Genomic DNA, 5,512 nt, shown 5'->3' with positions numbered 1-5,512 from the left:
CGTCTACTACTCGGCGCCCAAGTCCCGCGCCCAAGGCCCCAAGAGCCTGGACGAGGTCGACCCGGAGCTTTTGGCCACCTTCGAGAAGCTCGGCATCCCGCTGCACGAGCGCGCGGCGCTGGCCGGCGTGGCGGCCGAGGCCGGCCCCGGTGTGGCGGTGGACGCGGTGTTCGACAGCGTGTCGGTGGGCACCACCTTCAAAAAGAAACTCGCCGAGCACGGCGTGATCTTCTGCTCGTTCTCGGAGGCGGTGCAGGAACACCCGCAGCTGGTGCAAAAGTACCTCGGCAGCGTGGTGCCGGCGGCCGACAACTTCTACGCCGCGCTCAACGCCGCGGTGTTCACGGACGGCTCGTTCGTGTATATCCCGCCCGGCGTGCGCTGCCCGATGGAGCTGTCCACCTATTTCCGCATCAACGCCGCCAAGACGGGCCAGTTCGAGCGCACGCTGATCATCGCCGACGCCGGCGCCTACGTGTCCTACCTCGAAGGCTGCACCGCGCCGATGCGCGACGAGAACCAGCTGCACGCCGCGGTGGTTGAATTGGTGGCGCTGGACGACGCACAGATCAAGTACTCGACCGTCCAGAACTGGTACCCCGGCGACGCCGAGGGTCGCGGCGGCATCTACAACTTCGTCACCAAGCGCGGCGACTGCCGCGGCAGGAACGCCAAGATTTCCTGGACGCAGGTCGAGACCGGCTCGGCCATCACCTGGAAGTACCCGTCCTGCGTGCTGACCGGCGACGGCGCGGTCGGCGAGTTCTACTCGGTGGCGCTGACCAACCATTTCCAGCAGGCAGACACCGGCACCAAGATGATCCATATCGGCAAGGACACGCGCAGCACCATCATCTCGAAGGGCATCTCGGCCGGCCGGGGCAGCAACGCGTATCGGGGACTGGTGAAGGTGCTGCGCGGCGCCAAGGGCGCGCGCAACTACACCCAGTGCGACTCGCTGCTGATCGGCCCGCGCTGCGGCGCGCACACCTTTCCCTACATCGAGGTGCAGGAGCCGACTGCGACCGTCGAGCACGAGGCCACCACCTCCAAGATCAGCGAGGACCAGCTCTTCTACTGCCGCCAGCGCGGCATCGGCGAGGAGGATGCGGTGTCGATGATCGTCAACGGCTTCTGCAAGGAAGTCTTCAAGGAACTGCCGATGGAATTCGCGGTCGAGGTGCAGCGCCTGCTCGGCGTGAGTCTCGAAGGTAGTGTCGGCTGAGCCAAGGAATCACCAAACACATGTCAGCACTGCTTGAAATCAAGGGCCTGCGCGTCGCCGTCGACGGCAAGGAAATCCTGCGCGGGCTCGATCTGGCCATCGACGCCGGGCAGGTGCACGCCGTCATGGGCCCGAACGGCTCCGGCAAGAGCACGCTCGCCAACGTCATCGCCGGCCGCGACGGCTACCAGGTGCTGGCCGGCAGCGTCACCTACCGCGGTGAGGACCTGCTGGCGCTGAGCCCCGAGGAGCGCGCCCGCGCCGGCGTGTTCCTCGGCTTCCAATACCCGGTCGAGATCCCGGGCCTGTCGACGGCGGTGTTCCTGCGCGCGGCCGTCAATGCCCGGCGCAAGCACCGCGGCGAGGAAGAACTCGACGCCATGGATTTCCTCGCTCTGGTCAAGGGCCGCATGAAGGAACTGGGCATCCGCGAGGATTTTCTGCAGCGCGCCATCAACGAGGGCTTCTCCGGCGGCGAGAAAAAGCGCGCCGAAATCTTCCAGATGGCACTGCTGGAGCCGGATCTGGTGCTGCTCGACGAGATCGACTCCGGGCTCGACATCGATGCGCTGAAGGTGGTGTCCGAGGGCATCAACCGCCTGCGTTCGCCCCAGCGCGCCATGCTGCTGGTGACGCACTACCGCCGCCTGCTGGACTACGTGCCGCCGGATCGCGTGCACGTGCTGTCGGGCGGGCAGATCGTGCGCTCGGGCGGGCCGGAGCTGGCCGCCGAGCTCGAACAAAGCGGCTACGGCTGGTTGCGCGAGGAGGCCGCCCCGGCATGAGCGCGCTGGCGTTATGGCAGGCCCAGCACGCGCGCGTGCAGGACGCCACGGCCGCGCCGTGGCTGCGCGAGCTGCGGGCGGATGCCTGGCGGCGTTTCGAGGCGCAGGGCTTGCCCGGCCGGCGCGACGAGGACTGGAAGTACACGCGGCTCAGCGCGTTGGAACGCGCCGAGCTGCAGGCCGCACCACTGCCGCAGGCTGTGCCGGACGGCTTGCCGCAGGGCGCGCGGCTGGTATTCGCCGGCGGGCGGTTGGTGCCGGCCTGGTCGCGGTTCGCCGAGGCCGCCGGCGTCACGGTGCGCAGTCTGGCCGACGCGCTGGCCGCTGATGGCGAGGCGCTGCGCGCACGCCTGCGCAGCGACGCGGCGCCGGCCCGTGTTTTTGCCTGGCTGAACGATGCGCTGTTCGAGGACGGCCTGTGGCTCACGCTCGCCCCCGGCGCGCGGCTCGAGGAACCCCTGCACGTGGTGCACCTGGGCGGCGTCGGCAACGCATCGGCGCACCTGCGCCTGCTGGTCGAGCTAGGCGCGCAGGCACAGGCGCAGGTGGTGGAGCACTACATTGGTCTCGGCGCTCAGCCTTACCACGTCAACGTGCTGGCGCAGGCCGTGCTTGCGCCGGGCGCGCACCTGCGGCACACGCTGCTGCTGGCGCAGGGTCCGGCCGGCATCCACATCGGGGACTTCCGGGTGCGCGTCGGGCGCGATGCGCGCTTCGAATCACACGCGCTCGCCGCCGGCGGCGGCCTGCTGCGGCAGGACCTGGACGTCGATCTGCACGAGCCGGGCGGCGAGTGCAACCTGCGCGGGCTCACCACCGCCGGCGGTGGCGAGCACGTGGATTTCCACACCCGCATCGAGCACCGCGCCCCGCACTGCAGGAGTGAGGAGACCTACAAGGGTCTGGTCGGCGGCAACGGCCGCGGGGTGTTCAACGGCCGCGTGCATGTGCACCCGGGCGCGGTCAAGACCGATTCGACCATGACCTGCGCCAACCTGCTGCTGTCGGACCGCGCCGAGGTAGATGCCAAGCCGGAGCTCGAAATCTATGCCGACGACGTCAAATGCAGCCACGGCGCCACCGTCGGCCAGCTCGACGAGGCGCAGTTGTTCTATCTTCGCGCCCGCGGCATCGATCTTGCCGCCGCGCGGGCGCTGCTGATGACGGCCTTCGCCCGCGACGCGCTGGCCGGGCTCGACGGCGATCTCGCCGACACGCTCACGGCGCGCATCGACGCCCGTCTGCCTCTGCTCTGACGCGGTGAATCCCATGACGCTCGCCAGCTACAGCGCCCACAGTGACGACTTTCCCGCCGCCCGGTTGCGCGCCGATTTCCCCATCCTGCAGCGCAGCGTGCGCGGCCAGCCGCTGGCGTATCTGGACAACGCCGCCACCACGCAAAAGCCGCAGGCGGTGATCGACGCCGAATCGGCCTACTACCGCGAGATCAACGCCAACATCCACCGCGGCGTGCACTGGCTGTCCGAGCAGGCCACCGCCGCCCACGAGGGCGCGCGCGAGCGCGTGCGGCGCTTTTTGAACGCCCGTGAGGCGGCCGAGATCATCTTCGTGCGCGGCACCACCGAGGCCATCAACCTGGTCGCGCAAAGCTATGGTCGCGCCAATCTCGGCCCCGGCGACGAGGTGCTGATCACCGGCCTCGAACACCACTCGAACATCGTGCCCTGGCAGCTCACGTGCGCGCAGACCGGCGCCGTGCTCAAGGTCGCCCACATCGACGACCGCGGCGTGGTCTGCATGGACGAGTTCCGCCGTCTGCTCGGCGCGCGCACCCGGATCGTTGCCGTGGCGCACGTGTCGAACGCGCTCGGCACCGTCAATCCAGTGCGCGAGATGACCGAGCTGGCCCACCAGGCGGGCGCGGTGGTGCTGCTCGACGGCGCCCAGGCCATCGCCCACACGCCGGTGGACGTGCAGGCGCTCGGCTGCGATTTCTACGCCTTTTCGGGCCACAAGCTGTACGCGCCGACCGGCATCGGCGTGTTGTATGGCCGCCGTGCGTTGCTCGAGGCGATGCCGCCCTGGCAGGGCGGCGGTGACATGATCCGCACCGTGAGCTTTACGGGCAGCACCTGGAACGACCTGCCGCACAAGTTCGAGGCCGGCACGCCGCACATCGCGGGTGCCATCGGCCTTGGCGCCGCCATCGACTACGTGCAGCGGATCGGGCTGGCCGCGATCGGCGCCTACGAGCACGAGCTGCTCGCCTACGGCACGGCGCTGCTCGGCGACATCCCGGGCCTGCGTCTGATCGGCACGGCTCCCGACAAGGCCGGCATTTTGTCGTTCGTGATCGACGGCCTGCACGCGCACGACATCGGCACCGTGCTGGACAGCCACGGCGTGGCCATCCGCGCCGGCCATCACTGCGCCATGCCGGTGATGGAGCGCTTTGGCGTGCCGGCCACGGCGCGCGCCTCGCTGGCCTTCTACAACACTCATGAAGACCTGGACCGGCTGGCGCAGGCGCTGCGCCGGGCCGTGGAGATGTTTGTCCGATGAGCGACCTGCGCGACCTCTACCAAGAGTTGATCGTCGATCACAACAAAAACCCGCGTAACTACGGCGTACTGGCCGACGCCAACCGTCGCGCCGAGGGCTACAACCCGCTGTGCGGCGACAAGGTGACCGTGTACCTGCACGTGGACGGCGACCGCATCGCCGACGTGAGCTTCGAGGGCGCCGGCTGCGCCATCTCGACCGCGTCGGCGTCGCTGATGACGCAGGCCGTCAAGGGCAAGACCGTGGCCGAGGCCGAGCAGTTGTTCGAGGCCTTCCACGCCATGGTCACCGGCCAGGACACGAGCGAGGAAACCGCCGATCGGCTCGGCAAGCTGGCCGTGCTGGCCGGCGTGCGCGAGTACCCGTCACGCGTCAAATGCGCCACGCTCGCCTGGCACACCCTGCACAACGCCGCGCACGGCGAGGCCGTGCCGGCCAAGACCGAATGACCCAATCAATCATCCCCCACACCCCGAGACGCACGCCGTGACCGAACGCGAAACCGTCGTCCTGAGCCGTGACTGCAAGGCGCTGTTCGTGCCGATCGGCATTCAGGTGAACGCCAAAAAGGGCACCGAGGTCAGCATCCTGCAGCAGCTCGGCGGCAGCTACACGGTGCTGCTGGAAGGCCAGATGGCGCGCATCGACGCCAAGGACGCCGACGCGCTCGGCAAGACGCGGGTGCCGCTGCCGGCCGAGAGCTACGCCGGCCCGGTGACCAAGGAAGCGGTCGAGCAGCTGGTGTGGCAGCACCTTCGCACCTGCTACGACCCGGAGATTCCGGTCGACATCGTCGAGCTCGGCCTGGTCTACGGCTGCGAGGTGCGCGAAATCGGCAAGCAGCGCTACCGGGTGGAGGTCAAGATGACGCTGACCGCGCCCGGCTGCGGCATGGGCGACGTGCTGGCCGAGGACGTGAAGGAAAAACTGCTGGCTATTCCCGGTGTCTCAGACGCCCAAGAGATCGGAAGAGCACACG

Annotated in this window: 6 protein-coding genes; all 6 read left to right on the top strand. The window is 68.8% G+C overall.

Annotated features, from left to right (window positions below; translation table 11 throughout):
• The coding region (gene sufB / locus PHC73_RS11140; protein WP_300128072.1) for a Fe-S cluster assembly protein SufB at positions 1-1,225 on the top strand (1,225 nt) is incomplete at its 5' end.
• Positions 1,226-1,254: 29 nt separating this feature from the next.
• Entirely contained in the window at positions 1,255-2,010 is a 756-nt protein-coding gene (gene sufC, locus PHC73_RS11135) for a Fe-S cluster assembly ATPase SufC (RefSeq protein WP_366949864.1), read from the top strand.
• Complete coding sequence (gene sufD / locus PHC73_RS11130) at positions 2,007-3,266, top strand: Fe-S cluster assembly protein SufD (protein ID WP_300128066.1); 1,260 nt, start codon at positions 2,007-2,009, stop codon at positions 3,264-3,266. Before sufC ends, sufD begins: the two co-directional genes overlap by 4 nt.
• A gap of 13 nt (positions 3,267-3,279) precedes the next feature.
• Entirely contained in the window at positions 3,280-4,533 is a 1,254-nt protein-coding gene (locus PHC73_RS11125) for a cysteine desulfurase (RefSeq protein ID WP_300128063.1), read from the top strand.
• Complete coding sequence (gene sufU, locus PHC73_RS11120) at positions 4,530-4,982, top strand: Fe-S cluster assembly sulfur transfer protein SufU (RefSeq protein WP_300128060.1); 453 nt, start codon at positions 4,530-4,532, stop codon at positions 4,980-4,982. The genes PHC73_RS11125 and sufU overlap by 4 nt, the downstream gene beginning before the upstream one ends.
• Positions 4,983-5,019: 37 nt before the next feature.
• Positions 5,020-5,512: iron-sulfur cluster assembly protein (locus tag PHC73_RS11115; protein ID WP_300128057.1), on the top strand; the 493-nt coding region annotated here is incomplete at its 3' end.

This window comes from Immundisolibacter sp. (assembly GCF_028696615.1).
Classification (GTDB): domain Bacteria; phylum Pseudomonadota; class Gammaproteobacteria; order Immundisolibacterales; family Immundisolibacteraceae; genus Immundisolibacter.
The sequence above is the reverse complement of the archived record's forward strand: the minus strand, read 5'-3'. Positions and strand labels throughout refer to the sequence as shown.